At 65.6% G+C, this 15,103-nt stretch carries 15 protein-coding genes; 12 read left to right on the forward strand and 3 right to left on the reverse strand.

Features of this window, described 5'->3' with window-relative positions; all coding sequences use genetic code 11:
- Nucleotides 1-23 precede the first annotated feature (23 nt).
- From AC4PTO_RS14880 to AC4PTO_RS14930, 11 genes are all read left to right on the forward strand, one after another.
- Nucleotides 24-479: a universal stress protein gene (locus AC4PTO_RS14880; RefSeq protein WP_492729768.1), complete on the forward strand. Its 456-nt coding sequence runs from the start codon at nt 24-26 to the stop codon at nt 477-479.
- A 104-nt stretch (nt 480-583) separates the two neighbouring features.
- The gene (locus tag AC4PTO_RS14885; RefSeq protein ID WP_492729770.1) at nt 584-1,147 is read left to right on the forward strand and encodes a NifU family protein; all 564 of its coding nucleotides are present in this window, start codon (nt 584-586) and stop codon (nt 1,145-1,147) included.
- Nucleotides 1,137-1,793: a tRNA (adenosine(37)-N6)-threonylcarbamoyltransferase complex dimerization subunit type 1 TsaB gene (tsaB, locus tag AC4PTO_RS14890; protein ID WP_492729772.1), complete on the forward strand. Its 657-nt coding sequence runs from the start codon at nt 1,137-1,139 to the stop codon at nt 1,791-1,793. Before AC4PTO_RS14885 ends, tsaB begins: the two co-directional genes overlap by 11 nt.
- Nucleotides 1,790-2,239 carry a GNAT family N-acetyltransferase gene (locus AC4PTO_RS14895; protein ID WP_492729774.1) on the forward strand — a complete coding sequence of 150 codons (450 nt, stop codon included), beginning with the start codon at nt 1,790-1,792 and terminating at the stop codon, nt 2,237-2,239. The genes tsaB and AC4PTO_RS14895 overlap by 4 nt, the downstream gene beginning before the upstream one ends.
- 133 nt (nt 2,240-2,372) lie before the next feature.
- Nucleotides 2,373-3,362 (forward strand): BMP family lipoprotein, encoded by a 990-nt coding sequence (locus tag AC4PTO_RS14900; protein ID WP_492729776.1) that lies wholly within the window; start codon nt 2,373-2,375, stop codon nt 3,360-3,362.
- A 4-nt stretch (nt 3,363-3,366) separates the two neighbouring features.
- On the forward strand, nt 3,367-4,938 hold the full coding sequence (locus AC4PTO_RS14905; RefSeq protein WP_492729778.1) for an ABC transporter ATP-binding protein: 1,572 nt from the start codon (nt 3,367-3,369) through the stop codon (nt 4,936-4,938).
- The gene (locus AC4PTO_RS14910; RefSeq protein ID WP_492729780.1) at nt 4,938-6,029 is read left to right on the forward strand and encodes an ABC transporter permease; all 1,092 of its coding nucleotides are present in this window, start codon (nt 4,938-4,940) and stop codon (nt 6,027-6,029) included. The genes AC4PTO_RS14905 and AC4PTO_RS14910 overlap by 1 nt, the downstream gene beginning before the upstream one ends.
- Nucleotides 6,029-6,994: an ABC transporter permease gene (locus tag AC4PTO_RS14915; RefSeq protein ID WP_492729781.1), complete on the forward strand. Its 966-nt coding sequence runs from the start codon at nt 6,029-6,031 to the stop codon at nt 6,992-6,994. Before AC4PTO_RS14910 ends, AC4PTO_RS14915 begins: the two co-directional genes overlap by 1 nt.
- The gene (locus AC4PTO_RS14920) at nt 6,978-7,781 is read left to right on the forward strand and encodes a purine-nucleoside phosphorylase (protein WP_492729783.1); all 804 of its coding nucleotides are present in this window, start codon (nt 6,978-6,980) and stop codon (nt 7,779-7,781) included. The genes AC4PTO_RS14915 and AC4PTO_RS14920 overlap by 17 nt, the downstream gene beginning before the upstream one ends.
- 84 nt (nt 7,782-7,865) lie before the next feature.
- Nucleotides 7,866-8,783 (forward strand): sulfite exporter TauE/SafE family protein, encoded by a 918-nt coding sequence (locus AC4PTO_RS14925; RefSeq protein WP_492729784.1) that lies wholly within the window; start codon nt 7,866-7,868, stop codon nt 8,781-8,783.
- Nucleotides 8,780-9,544: a TIGR02186 family protein gene (locus tag AC4PTO_RS14930; protein ID WP_492729786.1), complete on the forward strand. Its 765-nt coding sequence runs from the start codon at nt 8,780-8,782 to the stop codon at nt 9,542-9,544. The genes AC4PTO_RS14925 and AC4PTO_RS14930 overlap by 4 nt, the downstream gene beginning before the upstream one ends.
- A 22-nt stretch (nt 9,545-9,566) precedes the next feature.
- Here AC4PTO_RS14930 and AC4PTO_RS14935 read toward each other — a convergent pair whose 3' ends face one another.
- The 3 genes from AC4PTO_RS14935 to AC4PTO_RS14945 all read right to left on the reverse strand — a co-directional run bounded on the left by AC4PTO_RS14935 (nt 9,567) and on the right by AC4PTO_RS14945 (nt 13,527).
- Complete coding sequence (locus AC4PTO_RS14935) at nt 9,567-9,803, reverse strand: Lrp/AsnC ligand binding domain-containing protein (protein WP_492729788.1); 237 nt, start codon at nt 9,801-9,803, stop codon at nt 9,567-9,569.
- A 160-nt stretch (nt 9,804-9,963) separates the two neighbouring features.
- Entirely contained in the window at nt 9,964-11,499 is a 1,536-nt protein-coding gene (locus tag AC4PTO_RS14940; RefSeq protein ID WP_492729790.1) for an ATP-dependent DNA helicase, read from the reverse strand.
- A gap of 51 nt (nt 11,500-11,550) precedes the next feature.
- Nucleotides 11,551-13,527 carry a protein meaA gene (locus tag AC4PTO_RS14945; RefSeq protein WP_492729792.1) on the reverse strand — a complete coding sequence of 659 codons (1,977 nt, stop codon included), beginning with the start codon at nt 13,525-13,527 and terminating at the stop codon, nt 11,551-11,553.
- 282 nt (nt 13,528-13,809) lie between these two features.
- On the opposite strand from AC4PTO_RS14945, the gene ccrA reads away from it, so the two are divergent.
- The gene (ccrA, locus tag AC4PTO_RS14950; protein WP_492729794.1) at nt 13,810-15,102 is read left to right on the forward strand and encodes a crotonyl-CoA carboxylase/reductase; all 1,293 of its coding nucleotides are present in this window, start codon (nt 13,810-13,812) and stop codon (nt 15,100-15,102) included.
- The last annotated feature ends 1 nt before the right edge of the window (nt 15,103 follow it).

Genomic DNA, 15,103 nt, shown 5'->3' on the forward strand with positions numbered 1-15,103 from the left:
CCGACGCGATCATAGGAGAGATCATGCGCAAGTTCCTTGTGGTTCTTGACGATACGCGCGAATGCCTGAACGCCATGCGCTTTGCCGCGATGCGCGCGGCCCATACCGGCGCGGGGGTGACCATCCTGTCGGTTATCTCGCCCGACGAATACCAGCACTGGATCGGCGTGTCCGAGATCATGCGCGCCGAAGCCCGCGAACGGATCGAAGCCCATTTCGAGGTGTTCGCCAAATGGATGCGCGACCGGCAGGGGGTGGACCCCGAGCTGATCATCCGCGAGGGCGAGCCGGTGACCGAGATCCTCGACGTGATCCAGAAAGACAGCTCGATCGGGGTTCTGGTGCTGGGGGCGGGCACCGACAAATCCGGCCCCGGCCCGCTTGTGACGCAGATGAGCCGCAACTCGGGCTCGCTGCCCTGCCCGATCACCATCGTGCCCGGCGACATGTCGAAGGAACGGCTTGAGGCGATCACCTGAACAAAAGCCTGCGACTTAAGGTCTGAATCGCCATTTAGAACGGTTCCAAACTTGACTAGGGGCGGGTGCGGGCGCATATCTGTTGCCCTACGAAGGAGCGCACGATGTTCATCCAGACCGAGTCCACGCCGAACCCCGCCACGCTGAAGTTCCTGCCCGGCCAGACCGTGCTAGAGACCGGCACCGCGGATTTCCCCACGGCCGATGCCGCGACGCGCTCGCCGCTGGCCACACGCCTTTTCGCCGTGCCCGGCGTTGCCGGGGTGTTCCTGGGATCGGACTTCGTCACCGTGACGAAAACGCCAGACACCGAATGGGACCACGCGAAACCCGCGATCCTTGGCGCCATCATGGAGCATTTCCAATCCGGCGCCCCCGTGATCGAGGGCGAGGGGGCCGCAAGCGGTGGGCATGCCGATCATTCCGGCCCCGATGCCGCGATCGTGGCACAGATCAAGGAGCTGCTTGATACGCGGGTGCGCCCCGCCGTGGCGCAGGATGGCGGCGACATCACCTTCCACGGGTTTGAACGCGGCGTGGTCTATCTGCACATGCAGGGCGCCTGCGCGGGCTGCCCGTCCTCGACGCTCACCCTCAAGATGGGGATCGAGAACCTGCTGCGCCACTACATTCCCGAGGTGGTCGAGGTCCGTCCCGTTGCCGTCTGAGCCCCTCGTTCTGGCATTCGACACATCGGCCGCGCATTGCGCGGCCGCTTTGCTTGCGGGCGAACGGGTGCTGGCATCGCGCCATGAAGAGATGGCCAAGGGTCAGGCCGAACGCCTGATGCCGATGCTGGAAGAGGTGCTGGCCGGGGCCGGCACGGGCTGGCGCGATCTGGCCGCGATCGGCGTCGGGGTCGGGCCGGGCAATTTCACCGGGGTGCGGATCGCGGTTGCGGCGGCGCGGGGGCTGGCGCTGTCGCTCGGCATTCCGGCCATCGGCGTCAGCACACTGGAGGCGCGCGCCCATGCCCTGCCCCGCCCGCTGACGGTGATCGAGGACGCGCGGCGCGATGCCGTCTACTGGCAGGAATTCGGCACGGACGGCATGGGGGCGCCCGCGCTCGACGCGCTTGCCGATCTGCCCGCGCGCATCGCCGCCCCCGGCGCCCTGACCGGCAGCGCCGCGGCGCTTGCCTCCCCGCGCCTGCCCGGTGCGCGGGTGCTTGGCCCCGCGATGCCGATGGCCGAGGCGATCGCCCGCATCGCGGCGGCGCGGCGCGGCGTGCCGCAGCCCCGCCCCGCGCCGCTTTATCTGCGCGGCGCGGATGCGGCGCCCCCGGCCGATCCGCCCCCCGTCATCCTGCCATGAACCCCGACGCGCTTGCCGCGCTGCATGCCGCCTGTTTCACCACCCCCCGGCCGTGGTCGGCGCAGGAATTCGCGGCCCTTCTGGCCACGCCGCACTGCTTCCTTCTGGAGGAACCGGGCGGTTTCCTTCTGGGCCGCGCGATCGCGGACGAGGCCGAACTTCTGACCCTTGCCGTCGATCCCGCCCTACGCCGGGGCGGGATCGCGCGCCTGCTGGTCCGGCGCTTTGCCGAAACGGCGGCGCAACGCGGCGCGACACATGCCTTTCTTGAGGTGGCCGAGGAGAACGGCCCCGCCCGCGCGCTTTATGATTCCCTTGGCTGGAAAGGTGCCGGACGGCGGCGGGGCTATTACACCACCCTCGATGGAAAAGCCTGCGACGCGCTGGTCCTGCACTGGCCGATCGGCACCCCGCGCCCACGGTTTTTACCGCCGAGAGACCGATAACAAGCGGGCGATACGCGAAAAATCGCGCTTGACCGGCCCGCTCGTCTCGTCCCTAATCCAAGGGGTCCGCGGGCCCTTTGCCCGCCAGTAGGTGCTCCGCCCCGGAGCGCCGCAACACGACCGGGAGTGATCCATGACCCTCATGAAACAGTTTCTTGGCGCGGCCGCGACGCTGGCCCTGTGCTCGGGCGCGGCGCTTGCCGATCCGGCGCTGGTCTATGACCTGGGCGGCAAATTCGACAAATCCTTCAACGAGGCCGCCTTCAACGGCGCGCAACGCTGGGTGAACGAAACCGGCGGCAGCTACAAAGAGCTTGAGATGCAATCCGAGGCGCAGCGCGAACAGGCCCTGCGCCGCCTGGCCGAGTCGGGCGCCAACCCGATCGTGATGACGGGCTTTGCCTTCGGCGACGTTCTCAACTCGGTCGCGCCGGATTATCCGGACACCAAATTCGCCATCATCGACATGGTCGTCGATCAGCCCAACGTGCGCTCGGTCGTCTTCACCGAAGAGCAGGGCTCGTATCTGGTGGGCATCATGGCCGCGACCGCCTCGAAGACCGGCACGGTGGGCTTCATCGGCGGCATGGACATTCCGCTGATCCGCAAGTTTGCCTGCGGCTATGTGCAGGGCGTCAAGGCCGCCAACCCCGAGGCGAAGGTGATCCAGAACATGACCGGCACCACGCCGGCCGCCTGGAACGACCCGGTGAAGGGCGCCGAGCTGACCAAGGCGCAGATCAGCCAGGGCGCCGACGTGGTCTATGCCGCGGCCGGCGGCACCGGCATCGGCGTGCTGCAAGCCGCCGCCGACGAGGGCATCCTGTCGATCGGCGTGGACAGCAACCAGAACCACCTGCATCCCGGCAAGGTTCTGACCTCGATGGTCAAGCGCGTCGACAACTCGGTCTACGAGGCCTTCGTCGCCGGGGCCGATCTGGAAACCGGCGTGGTGGTGATGGACCTTGCCAAGGAAGGCGTGGGCTACGCGCTGGATGAGCACAACGCCGAGCTTGTCACCGACGAGATGAAGGCCGCCGCGGATGCCGCAAGCGCGAAGATCCAGTCGGGCGAGATCGCCGTGCACGACTACATGTCGGACAACACCTGCCCGGTCGAATAGGCCGATGGCGGCAGTGCAAAATGCGGCGCGGCAGGAAACTGCCGCGTCCGACGCCCCCGCCCCCGCAATCGAACTGCGGGGCATCTCGAAGGCGTTCGGCACGGTTCAGGCCAACAAGAACATCTCGATCCGGGTCATGCCCGGAACCATCCATGGCATCATCGGCGAGAACGGCGCAGGCAAATCCACGCTGATGTCCATCCTTTACGGCTTCTACAAGGCCGACGCCGGAGAGATCCTGATCAACGGCGCGCCGATCACCATTCCCGACAGCCAGGCCGCGATCCGCGCCGGCATCGGCATGGTGTTCCAGCATTTCAAGCTGGTGCAGAATTTCAGCGTCCTCGAAAACGTGATCCTCGGTGCGGAAGACGGCGCGCTCTTGCGCCCGTCGCTGGCCAAGGCGCGCAAGTCGCTGGCCGAACTCGCCGAGGAATACGAGCTGGATGTCGACCCCGACGAGCTGATCGAAGAGCTTTCGGTCGGGCATCAGCAGCGCGTGGAAATCCTCAAGGCGCTTTACCGCCAGGCCGATGTGCTGATCCTGGACGAGCCGACGGGCGTTCTGACCCCGGCCGAGGCGGACCATCTGTTCCGCATCCTCGACAACCTGCGCGCGCAGGGCAAGACCATCATCCTGATCACCCACAAGCTGCGCGAGATCATGGAAATCACCGACACCGTCAGCGTAATGCGCCGCGGCGAGATGACGGCGACGGTCAGGACCGCACAGACCAGCCCCGAAGAGCTGGCCGAGCTGATGGTCGGCCGCAAGGTGCTTCTCGATGTGGAGAAGGCCCCCGCCAGACCCGGCGCCACCGTGCTGGAGATCGAGGATCTGCGCGTCGTCGATCAGGACGGGGTGGAGCGGGTGAAGGGCATTTCCCTGTCGATCCGCGCGGGCGAGATCCTTGGCATCGCGGGCGTGGCCGGCAACGGGCAATCCGAGCTTCTGAAGGTTCTGGGCGGGTTCCAGGCCGCAACCGGCAGCATCCGCATCAACGGCGCGCCGATCGACCTGACCGGCAGCCATTCCGACGGCCAGACCCGGCGCGCGCGCGGCATCGCCCATGTGCCCGAGGACCGCCAGCATCTGGGCCTCATCATGGATTTCATGGCCTGGGAGAACATGGCCTTCGGCTATCACAATGCCCCGGAATACCAGAAGAACGCCTTCCTGATGGACAATGCCCCATTGCTTGAGGACACGAAGGGCAAGATGGAGCGTTTCGACGTGCGCCCGCCGATCCCGACCCTGCCGGCCAAGTCCTTCTCGGGCGGCAACCAGCAAAAGCTGGTGCTCGCGCGCGAGATCGAGCGCAATCCCGATCTGCTGCTGGTCGGGCAGCCGACGCGCGGCGTGGACATCGGCGCGATCGAGTTCATCCACAAGCGGATCATCGAGCTGCGCGACGCGGGCAAGGCGGTGCTTCTCGTCTCGGTCGAGCTTGACGAGATCCTGTCCTTGTCGGACCGTGTCGCGGTCATGTTCGACGGACATATCATGGGCGAGCGCGACCCCGACAAGACCGACGAGCGCGAACTGGGCCTGATGATGGCCGGGGTGGTGAACTGATGGACAAGATGCCGAAATGGGCCGACCTTGCCCTGATCCCCGCGATCAACCTGATCATCGCCTTCGCCATTTCCGCGCTGGTCATCCTTGCGATCGGCGAAGACCCGGTGCGCGCCATTCAGGTGATGGTCTCGGGGGCGCTCGGTTCGGCCTATGGCTGGGGCTACACGCTTTACTACGCCACCAATTTCATCTTCACCGGCCTTGCCGTTGCGGTGGCCTTCCACGCAAGCCAGTTCAATATCGGCGGCGAGGGTCAGGCGACGCTTGGCGGCCTGGGCGTGGCGATCGTGTGCCTTGCGCTGCCCTGGCCGCACTGGACGCTGGCGCTTCTGGCCGCCTCGCTTGGCGCGGCGCTGTTCGGCGCGGCATGGGCCGCGATCCCGGCCTGGCTTCAGGCGCGGCGCGGCAGCCACATCGTCATCACGACGATCATGTTCAACTTCATCGGCGCCTCGCTTCTGAACTACATGCTGGTCAACGTGATGCGCCCGGTGGGCAGCATGGACCCGGCCACAGCCCGCTTTCCGGCCGGAGCGAAGCTGCCCTCGCTGCATGACATTCCGGGCCTTGGCGGCGTCTTCTCGCGCTCGGTTCCGGCCAATGTGACGCTGTTCGTGGCGCTTGCGGCCTGCTGGCTGGTCTGGCTGCTGATCTGGCGCACGCGGCTTGGCTATCAGATCCGGGCCTATGGCAAATCGGAAAGCGCGGCGCGCTATGCGGGGATTTCGCCGTTCAGGATCATCATGGTCTCGATGCTGATCTCGGGGGCGCTTGCGGGCATGATGGCGATCAACAACGTCATGGGTGAGGCCGAGCGGCTGGTCCTGAACGCGGTCGAGGGGGCGGGCTTCATCGGCATCGCGGTCGCGCTGATGGGGCGCAACCATCCCGTGGGCGTGTTGCTGGCCGCGATCCTGTTCGGCTTTCTCTATCAGGGCGGGGCCGAGCTTGCGCTGGAAACCTCGATCCCGCGCGAGCTGATCACCGTGATCCAGGCGCTGGTGATCCTGTTCACGGGGGCGCTGGACAACATGGTGCGCCGCCCGGTGGAGCGGCTGTTCATCGCCACCGCGAAGGAGGCGAAGTGATGGATTTCCAGACCCTGATCCAGATCCTCGATTCGACCGTGCGGCTGGGGGTTCCGTTGCTTCTGGCCTGTCTGGCCGGGCTTTATTCCGAACGCGCGGGCGTTTTCGACATCGGGCTTGAGGGCAAGATGCTGATGGCCGCCTTCGCCTCGGGGGCGATCGCGGCGGTGACGGGCTCGGTCTGGCTGGGCCTGCTGGCGGGAATATCGGGCGCGATGGTTCTTGCGGTAATCCACGGGCTTGCCTCGATCACCTTTCGCGGGAACCAGCTAATCTCGGGCGTTGCGGTGAATTTCCTGGCCTCGGGCTTTACGGTGCTGATCGCGCAAAGCTGGTTCGGCCAGGGCGGACGCACCCCGCAGCTGATGGGCGGCGGCCGGTTCGAGCCGATCGTCCTGCCCGGCGCCGTGGCGCTGCGCGACGTGCCGGTGATCGGCCCGATCTATTACGACCTGATCTCGGGGCATACCGCGCTGGTCTATGTGGCGTTCCTTGCGGTGCCCGCCACATGGTGGCTTCTGTTTCGCACGCGCTTCGGGCTGCGGCTGCGCGCGGTGGGCGAAAACCCTGCCGCGGTGGATACCGCCGGGGTCTCGGTCATACGGCTGCGCTATACGGCGGTGGCCATCACCGGGCTTCTGACCGGCCTTGCCGGGGCCTATCTGGCCACTGGCCTGTCGGCGGGCTTCGTCAAGGAAATGACCGCCGGGCGCGGCTTCATCGCGCTTGCCGCGCTGATCTTCGCAAAATGGCGCCCGCTGCCCGCCCTTGGCGCCACGATGCTGTTCGGCTTTCTCGAGGCGATCGCCAACCGCTACCAGAATCTCGATCTGGGCTTCGTCACGCTGCCGGTGCAGTTCATGCAGGCGCTGCCCTATATCCTGACGGTCATCATCCTTGCGGGATTCATCGGCAAGGCGATCCCGCCGCGCGCGGGCGGAGAACCCTATGTCAAAGAGCGCTGAACTCACCCGCCTGATCCGCGACCGGGCGGGCACGGCGCCGCCCCGGCTGGGGCTGATCCTGGGCTCGGGCCTCGGCCATCTGGCCGATGAGGTGCAGGGCACCGCCATCCCCTATTCGGACCTTCCCGGCTTTCCGCATGCCGGCGTCTCGGGGCACAACCCCAGGCTTGTGATCGGAGAGCTTGAGGGACAGCGCGTCGCCGTCTTTGGCGGACGGGCGCATTATTACGAGCACGGCAACCCCGCCGAGATGCGCCTGCCGCTGGAGATCCTGCGCGGGCTGGGATGCGAGTCGCTTCTGCTAACGAACGCGGCCGGATCACTGCGCGCCGACATCCCGCCCGGCGGGCTGATGCTGCTGAACGATCACATCGCCTTCGCCGGCACCAACCCCCTGATCGGAGAGCCGACCGACGCGCGCTTCGTCCCGATGACCGAGGCGCATGATCCCGCACTGCGCGCAGCCCTTGCCACCGCCGCCCGGGCCGAGGGCATCGCGCTGCCCGAAGGGGTCTATTGCTGGTTCTCCGGCCCCTCGTTCGAGACCCCGGCCGAGATCCGCGCGGCAAAGGTTCTGGGCGCGGATGCCGTGGGCATGTCGACCGTTCCCGAGGTGATCCTTGCGCGGTTCCTGGGGCTTCGCGTCGCGGCCGTTTCGGTCATCACCAACATGGGCGCCGGGATGGCTGACGAACAGATCAGCCACGAACAGACCAAGGCCATCGCCCCCCTGGGCGCGGCCAAGCTCGAACGGGTTCTCCGACGATATCTGCGCGATCTGGGCTGAGCCTCGGACACCGGCGTCCGAAGTTTGACACCGCCCGCCTTGGGGGGCATGACTGGGGACAAGATCCCCGCGCGGAACCGACAGATGCAGATCTATCTCCCGATCGCCGAAATCGCAGTGAACGCCTTTCTCCTGCTGGGGATCGGCGGGCTGGTCGGCGTGCTGTCGGGTCTGTTCGGGGTGGGCGGCGGCTTCCTGATCACGCCGCTTCTGTTCTTCATCGGCATCCCGCCCACCGTGGCCGTGGCCACGGGCGCAAACCAGGTCGTCGCCTCTTCGGTTTCCGGCGTTCTGGCGCAGTTCAAGCGCAAGGCGGTGGATGTGCCGATGGGCCTCGTGCTGCTTCTGGGCGGGCTGAGCGGATCGGCCCTGGGCGTGTGGCTGTTCAACCTGTTGGCGCGCATGGGTCAGATAGACCTTGTGGTGCAGCTGTCCTATGTCGTCTTCCTTGGCTCGGTCGGGCTTTTGATGTTGCAGGAATCACTGCGCGCAATGCGCCGCGCCCGCCGCGCGACCAAGCCGGTAAAGCGCCATCAGCATACCTGGGTGCACAACCTGCCGCTGAAGGTCAAGTTCCGCGCCTCGGGCCTTTATATCTCGGTCATTCCGCCGATCCTCGTGGGCATGGTGGTGGGCATCCTCGCGGCCATCATGGGTGTCGGGGGGGGCTTCATCATGGTGCCCGCCATGATCTACCTGCTGGGCATGCCGACCAAGGTGGTGATCGGCACCTCGCTGTTCCAGATCATCTTCGTTGCCGCCTTCACCACCTTCATGCACGCCATAACCAACCAGTCGGTCGACGTGATGCTGGCCCTGATGCTGATCATCGGCAGCGTGATCGGCGCGCAGATCGGTTCGCAGTTCGGCGCGCGGCTGAAAGCCGAGCAGCTGCGCATCCTTCTGGCGCTTCTGGTGCTGGCAGTGGCCGGCAAGCTTGCGCTCGACCTGCTGATCCCGCCGGGCGATCTCTACTCGCTTTCGACGGGGGCCGCGGCATGAGACAGCTTTTCGCCGCCGCCCTTCTCCTTTGCCTAACCGGCGTTGCCACGCGCGCGGAAGAGGTCGTCGCCGGGCTCAGCCAGGACAATATCGACATCACGGCAAGCTTCGAAGGCTCCGAGATCCTGATCTACGGCGCGGTGAAACGCTATAGCCCGGAACCGGGCGGCCCGCCCCTCGAGGTCATCGTGACGCTCGAGGGCCCCTCTGCCCCCGTCACCATCCGGCGCAAATCGCGCGAGGCGGGCATCTGGGTCAACACCGCCTCCGTGGGCGTGGCAGCCGCCCCCACCTTCTATTCCGTTGCCACGACCGGACCGCTGAACGACATCCTCGCCCCGGACGAAGACGTAACCCAACGCATCTCGATCCCGCTGGCGATGCGGGCCTTCTCTGGCCCGCTAACCGTTTCGGATGCGCGCCCCTTCACCGAAGCCCTTCTCAGGATCCGCGAGGCCGATGGGCTTTATTCGGTCGAGACGGGCGGGGTTCATCTGGTCGAGGACACGCTGTTTCGCGCCGATTTCGACCTGCCCTCGAATCTCGCCGAAGGCGATTACAAGACCCGCATCTTCCTGCTGCGCGGTGGCCATGTCATCGATCAGCATCGCGCGGCGATCTATGTGCGCAAGGTCGGGCTGGAACGCTGGCTTTTCGGCCTGTCGCGCGATCTTCCCGCCGCCTATGGCCTGATGTCGCTGGCGCTTGCCGTATTCGCCGGCTGGGCCGCGGCCGCCATCTTCCGCATCATCCGGAACTGACCCCCGCACAAAAACCTGACGGCTAGAACGCCTTGAAGGTCATCGTCGTCAGCGTCCTGCTGATACCGGGAATATCGAACAGCATTTCGGACAGGTAATGCCCCACATCCACATCTTCGGGGATATAGATCTTGGCAATCAGGTCGTAATCGCCGCTGGTCGAATAAAGCTCACTGACCACCTCGCGGTCGAAAATCTCGTCGGCCACCTCATAGGTCTTGCCGGGCTGACAGCGAAACTGGACGAATACGCAGCGCATCTGCCATCTCCTTCTCTCGGGCATCCGGAATGCAGACTAGGCCGCCTGCGCGGCAGGCGAAAGGGGCCTGCTTTCATCTTCGTTCAAATATCCCTGCCGGAGGCTCCCGGCCTTTGTCGGGGAAGCCTCCGGCGGGGATATTTCGCCTCTGAAGAAACCCTCAGGGATCTTCGGCCTCAAGCCGCAGCGGTGCCGCACCGGGTTTGAGATCGTCGATGGACAGCGGGGCGGCGGGGCGGGCAAGCCGGGCGCGCGTGACCCAAAGGAGGCGCTGTTCGGCGCGCGTGATCGCGACATAGGCCAGCCGTTTCCAAAGCGGGATGCCGGCCTCGACCCGCCCGGCGCGGAAGGCCGCGTAAAGATCCGGGGCGAAGACCTGGACGTTTTCCCATTGCGACCCCTGGGCCTTGTGGATGGTGACCGCAGCGCCATGCAGGAAGGCTGCACCCATGCGGGCGGCATAGGGGATGAAGGGTTCTTCCTGGTCGGGCAGTTCGATCTTGATGATCGAGGCCGCGGAAAGGCGCGGATCCTCTGCGCCCATCACATGCAGGCGCGAGAAGCCCGGCTTCTTGCCGGGGCCGAGATAGATGACCTGCGCCCCCTTGATGAGGCCCCGCGCCTCGAGGTCGATGCGCTTCTTGCGATGTTTGAGCGGCAGCTCGATTCCGTCGCAGATCAGCGGCTCTCCGGGCAGAAGCTGATCGGCCGGGGCGCCATGGGCCGCGCGGAAGGCCTGGATCAGGCGGATACGGGTGGCATTGCGCCAGACCAGGACCGGGCTGCGCGCCATGAGATCGCTTTCCACCCGTTCGGCCCAGACCACGCGGGGATCGTTGCGCGCGAATTCCTCGATCATCCGCTCGAACCGCTCAAAGGTCAGGGCATCGTCGGAGAGGGCATGGGCGAGATCGAGGATCGGGTTGTCGTCGCTTTGGCGGTGGATGCGGTGCAGCACGAGCTTGCGCTTGTCGGAAAGCCGCTCGAACACCATTTCACCCGACTGGTTCACCGGGGCCAGCTGCGCCGGATCGCCAAACAGGATGAGGGTCGAGAACAGCTCGCGCAGGTCGTCGAACTGGCGTTCGTCGAGCATCGAGGATTCGTCGACGAAGCCGATATCAAGGGGGTCCTCGCGCCGTTTCCAGCCGCGAATGAAATCCGATCCACGCAGCCCCGCGGCGGCAAGGGCGGCGGGGATCGACTTGACCTGTTCGTAGAAGGCGCGGGCACGGTCGAGCGCCTCATCCGTCAGCCCGCCGATTTCCAGCATGTCGACATTGGGGCGGTCCCCCTGCCCGGCCAGCCATTCCGCGATGCGTTCGTATTCGGGATCGTAAAGCGGGGTATAGAGGATACGGTGGATCGTGGTGGCCGGCACGCCGCGCGTGCGCAGGACGGATGCGGCCTTGTTAGTCGGCGCAAGGATCGCCAGCGTGCGTTTGTCCTTGCGCTTGCGCCCCTCGAAATCGCCCGAGACGATCTCGACCCCCGCAGCCTCCAGCGCCTTGAACAGCGCGGCCAGCAGCATGGTCTTGCCCGACCCCGCCTTGCCGATCACCGCCAGAACCCGGCTGCCGCCGCCATCGGGCATCAGCGTGCTTTCGACAAGGTCGATCCCGGCATCGGCAAGCGCCTCGGCCACGCGGTCCCAGGCTTCGGCCTGATCGTCAGAGAAGGTCGGTGCAGCGGTCATGCGCGCGACCATAGGGCCGCGCGCGAACGGGGGGAAGGGAGAAACCCGCGCCTATTGCGCCGCGATGGGCGCAGGGCGGACCATCGCCACGATGTCCATCATGATGCGGTTCAGCTCGAAATCCTTGGGTGTATAGACCCGCGCGACGCCGAAGCCGCGCAGCTTCCCGGCATCCTCGTCGGGGATGATGCCGCCGACCAGCACCGGCACATGCCCGAGCCCGGCCGCGCGCATCCGCTCCATCACCTCTTCGATCAGCGGCAGGTGGCTGCCCGACAGGATCGACAGGCCCACGACATGGGCCTCGTCCTCGACGGCCCTGGCGACGATCTGCTCGGGCGTGAGGCGGATGCCTTCGTAGGTGATGTCCATGCCGCAATCGCGGGCGCGGAAGGCGATCTGCTCGGCGCCGTTGGAATGACCGTCGAGACCGGGCTTGCCGACCACGAATTTCAGGCGGCGGCCAAGCTGGCTCGAGACCGCATCCACGGCTTCGCGGATCTCTTCCAGCCCCTCGGTGCGGTTCGAGGGGTTGCGCGAAACGCCGGTCGGGCCGCGATATTCGCCATGAACCTTGCGCATGATACCAGCCCATTCGCCGGTCGTGGCGCCCGCTTTCGCCGCGGCGATCGAGGCCGGCATGATGTTCTCGCCGGCCTTTGCCGCATCGCGCAGCGCGCCAAGCGCCAGTTGCACGGCCCCCTCGTCGCGCGCCGCGCGCCAGGCTTGCAGGCGCGCGATCTGGTCCTGCTCGACCGCCGGGTCGACCACCATGATGCCGCCATCGCCCGCGGTCAGCGGGCTCGGTTCACCCTCGCGCCAGCGGTTCACGCCGACGACGATGGTCTCGTTCGCCTCGATCCGGTTCAGCCGCTCGGCGTTGGATTCGACCAGCCGGGATTTCATGTAGTCGATCGCGGCGATCGCACCGCCCATCGAATCGAGCGTCGCAAGCTCTTGCCGCGCGCCGTCCTTCAGTTCTTCTACCCTGGCGGTGACGGCCGGGTTGCCGTCGAACAGGTCGCCATATTCAAGAAGATCGGTCTCATAGGCCATGATCTGCTGCATGCGCAGCGACCATTGCTGATCCCAGGGGCGCGGCAGGCCGAGCGCCTCGTTCCAGGCGGGCAGCTGCACCGCGCGCGCACGCGCGTTCTTCGACAGCGTGACGGCCAGCATCTCGATCAGGATGCGGTAGACGTTGTTTTCGGGCTGCTGCTCGGTCAGGCCAAGGGAGTTGACCTGCACACCATAGCGGAAGCGGCGGAACTTCTCTTCCTCGATGCCATAGCGGTCGCGGCAGATCTCGTCCCACAGTTCGGTGAAGGCGCGCATCTTGCACATCTCGGTGACGAAGCGGATGCCCGCATTCACGAAGAACGAGATGCGGCCCACCATCGCCGGGAACCCCTCGGCCGGGACCTTGTCCTTCAGATCGTCCAGCACCGCGATCCCGGTGGCAAGGGCGAAGGCCAGTTCCTGCTGGGGCGTCGCGCCGGCCTCTTGCAGGTGGTAGGAACAGACGTTCATCGGGTTCCATTTGGGCAGGTGCTGCGCGGTATAGGCGGCGACATCGGTGATCATCGCAAGGCTGGGCTTCGGCGGGCAGATATAGGTGCCGCGCGACAGGTATTCCTTGACCAGGTCGTTCTGCACCGTGCCCTGAAGTTTGGAGACATCCGCCCCCTGCTCTTCGGCCACCGCGATGTAAAGCGACAGAAGCCACGGTGCGGTCGCGTTGATCGTCATCGAGGTGTTCATCTGCTCCAGCGGGATCTGGTCGAACAGCGCGCGCATGTCGCCCAGATGGCAGACCGGCACGCCGACCTTGCCGACCTCGCCCCGGCTCAGGACATGGTCGCTGTCATAGCCGGTCTGGGTGGGCAGATCGAAGGCCACCGAAAGGCCGGTCTGCCCCTTGGACAGGTTCGTGCGGTAAAGCGCGTTGGATTTCTCGGCGGTCGAATGGCCCGCATAGGTGCGGAACAGCCAGGGCTTGTCCTTGGCGGGTTTTGGCGTATCGGTCATGGCGGCCTCCGAATCCTGGGTTCGCAACAAAATTGCGACTGAACCCGAATTAGGCGAAATATTGTATCCCTGTCAATTCGCCGCGCTGCGGCAGAGCCGGCTTTGCGCCGGAATTGACAATCTGCGGCATTGCTGCGCCCGCATGCTGTTTTTCTGCGCATGCGAGGGACATAAAATTACAAAAACGTAAGGTCAGGCATTGCAATGTTGCGCGCCAATCGGTATCCGAAGCACAAGACCGCCCCGATTCTGCGGCGCGGCAACTGCTGACAGGAGACGCCAATGGCCCTTGACGTGCAAAGCCCGATCGCGCCTTACGATGCGCCGGAAAAAGACCTCTACGAGATCGGCGAAATGCCGCCCCTCGGCTATGTTCCTAAGAAGATGTATGCGTGGGCGATCCGGCGCGACCGTCATGGCGAACCCGAGAAATCCTTCGAGGTCGAGGTGGTCGACACATGGGAGGTCGACAGCCACGAGGTGCTGGTCCTCGTGATGGCTGCGGGCGTGAACTATAACGGGGTCTGGGCCGGCCTTGGCGTGCCGATCAGCCCGTTCGACGGCCACAAGCAGCCCTATCACATCGCGGGTTCGGATGCCTCGGGGATCATCTGGAAAGTCGGCGACAAGGTAAAACGCTGGAAGGTGGGCGACGAGGTCGTGATCCACTGCAACCAGGACGATGGCGACGACGAGGAGTGCAACGGCGGCGATCCGATGTTCTCGCCCAGCCAGCGGATCTGGGGCTACGAGACGAATGACGGCTCCTTCGCGCAGTTCACCCGCGTGCAGGCGCAGCAGCTCATGCCCCGCCCGCGCCACCTGACCTGGGAGGAAAGCGCCTGCTATACGCTGACGCTGGCCACCGCCTACCGGATGCTTTTCGGGCATGAACCGCATGACCTGAAGCCCGGCCAGAACGTGCTGGTCTGGGGCGCCTCGGGGGGGCTTGGTTCCTTCGCGATCCAGTTGATCAACGCGGCCGGCGCGAACGCGATCGGCGTAATCTCGGAAGAGGACAAGCGCGAGTTCGTCATGGGGCTGGGCGCCAAGGGCGTCATCAACCGCAAGGACTTCAACTGCTGGGGGCAACTGCCGAAGGTCAACACCCCGGAATATAACGAGTGGCTGAAAGAGGCGCGCAAGTTCGGCAAGGCGATCTGGGACATCACCGGCAAGGGCGTCAGCGTGGACATGGTGTTCGAGCACCCCGGCGAGGCGACCTTCCCGGTCTCGACTCTGGTCGTGAAGAAGGGCGGCATGGTGGTGATCTGCGCCGGCACCAGCGGGTTCAACTGCACCTTCGACGTGCGCTACATGTGGATGCACCAGAAGCGCCTTCAGGGCAGCCACTTCGCCCATCTCAAGCAGGCATCGGCCGCCAACAAGCTGATGCTGGAGCGGCGCCTTGATCCCTGCATGTCCGAGGTCTTCCCCTGGGCGGACATCCCCAAGGCGCATACCAAGATGTGGAAGAACCAGCACAAGCCCGGCAACATGGCCGTTCTGGTGCAGGCCCCGCGCACCGGCCTGCGCACCTTCGAGGATACGCTGGAAGCCGCGCCTAAAGGCTGAG

This window comes from Rhodobacter maritimus (assembly GCF_058747975.1).

Excerpts from the sequence above, each read along its gene's own strand:
- AC4PTO_RS14935 (WP_492729788.1), bottom strand. The coding sequence starts at position 9,803 with ATGCGCTGCGTATTCGTCCAGTTTCGCTGTCAGCCCGGCAAGACCTAT.
- AC4PTO_RS14900 (WP_492729776.1), top strand. The coding sequence starts at position 2,373 with ATGACCCTCATGAAACAGTTTCTTGGCGCGGCCGCGACGCTGGCCCTG.
- AC4PTO_RS14910 (WP_492729780.1), top strand. The coding sequence starts at position 4,938 with ATGGACAAGATGCCGAAATGGGCCGACCTTGCCCTGATCCCCGCGATC.
- AC4PTO_RS14920 (WP_492729783.1), top strand. The coding sequence starts at position 6,978 with ATGTCAAAGAGCGCTGAACTCACCCGCCTGATCCGCGACCGGGCGGGC.
- ccrA (WP_492729794.1), top strand. The coding sequence starts at position 13,810 with ATGGCCCTTGACGTGCAAAGCCCGATCGCGCCTTACGATGCGCCGGAA.
- AC4PTO_RS14925 (WP_492729784.1), top strand. The coding sequence starts at position 7,866 with ATGCAGATCTATCTCCCGATCGCCGAAATCGCAGTGAACGCCTTTCTC.
- AC4PTO_RS14940 (WP_492729790.1), bottom strand. The coding sequence starts at position 11,499 with ATGACCGCTGCACCGACCTTCTCTGACGATCAGGCCGAAGCCTGGGAC.
- AC4PTO_RS14930 (WP_492729786.1), top strand. The coding sequence starts at position 8,780 with ATGAGACAGCTTTTCGCCGCCGCCCTTCTCCTTTGCCTAACCGGCGTT.
- AC4PTO_RS14905 (WP_492729778.1), top strand. The coding sequence starts at position 3,367 with ATGGCGGCAGTGCAAAATGCGGCGCGGCAGGAAACTGCCGCGTCCGAC.
- AC4PTO_RS14895 (WP_492729774.1), top strand. The coding sequence starts at position 1,790 with ATGAACCCCGACGCGCTTGCCGCGCTGCATGCCGCCTGTTTCACCACC.
- AC4PTO_RS14885 (WP_492729770.1), top strand. The coding sequence starts at position 584 with ATGTTCATCCAGACCGAGTCCACGCCGAACCCCGCCACGCTGAAGTTC.
- AC4PTO_RS14915 (WP_492729781.1), top strand. The coding sequence starts at position 6,029 with ATGGATTTCCAGACCCTGATCCAGATCCTCGATTCGACCGTGCGGCTG.
- AC4PTO_RS14945 (WP_492729792.1), bottom strand. The coding sequence starts at position 13,527 with ATGACCGATACGCCAAAACCCGCCAAGGACAAGCCCTGGCTGTTCCGC.
- AC4PTO_RS14880 (WP_492729768.1), top strand. The coding sequence starts at position 24 with ATGCGCAAGTTCCTTGTGGTTCTTGACGATACGCGCGAATGCCTGAAC.